Origin of the sequence: Hymenobacter elongatus (assembly GCF_004745955.1) — a bacterium.
GTDB lineage: Bacteria > Bacteroidota > Bacteroidia > Cytophagales > Hymenobacteraceae > Hymenobacter > Hymenobacter elongatus.
The window spans coordinates 1-570 of the sequence record NZ_SRLD01000131.1 but is presented as its reverse complement, the minus strand read 5'-3'; the positions used below and the strand labels follow the sequence as shown (position 1 = coordinate 570).

1 protein-coding gene is annotated in these 570 nt (G+C 65.3%); it reads left to right on the top strand.

The window, feature by feature from the left end; genetic code table 11:
• Window positions 1–437 (top strand): hypothetical protein (locus E5J99_RS21565; RefSeq protein ID WP_167852291.1); only part of this gene is annotated, 437 nt, incomplete at its 5' end.
• Window positions 438–570: the final 133 nt, after the last annotated feature.

The window sequence follows — 570 nt, the reverse complement described above, 5'->3', positions numbered from 1 at the left end:
TAGTCGAATCCGGATTGTCGCAGCGCGAAGTGATTCAGCGCCTGGGCATCAACCACGCGTCGCTGCAGGCGTGGCTGAAACAGTACGGCACAGCCGTATATGCCCAGATGCGCCGCAAACTGTTCACCCCTGCCCAGAAGCACCAGATTGTGCGCGCGTTGCTTGACGGCCGCCTGAGCGAGGATGAGGCCCTGCTCAAGTACGGCCTGCGGCTGAAAAGCACCTTGCGCGCGTGGGTCGCCGCATATCAAGCAGCGGAAGCCGCGCCTCCCAGCGTGCCGGACCCGCCGGCCCCGGCGGGCGAAGCCGCCACGCTGGCCGCGCAGCTGCGGCAGGCGCAGTGGCAAATCGAGGCGCTGCACACGCTCATCGACCAGGCGGAAGCCACCTATAAAATCGACATCCGAAAAAAGGGTGGTGCCAAGCCGTCGAAATAATGCGCCGGAAGTACCCGCACCTCGGTGTGGGCACGCTCTGCGGACTGTTTGGCAAGACCCGAAACGCATTCTACGACCACCAGCGCCGGGCCACCGCCCAAGCCCTGCTCGACGGGCTGGTGCTGGCCCTGGT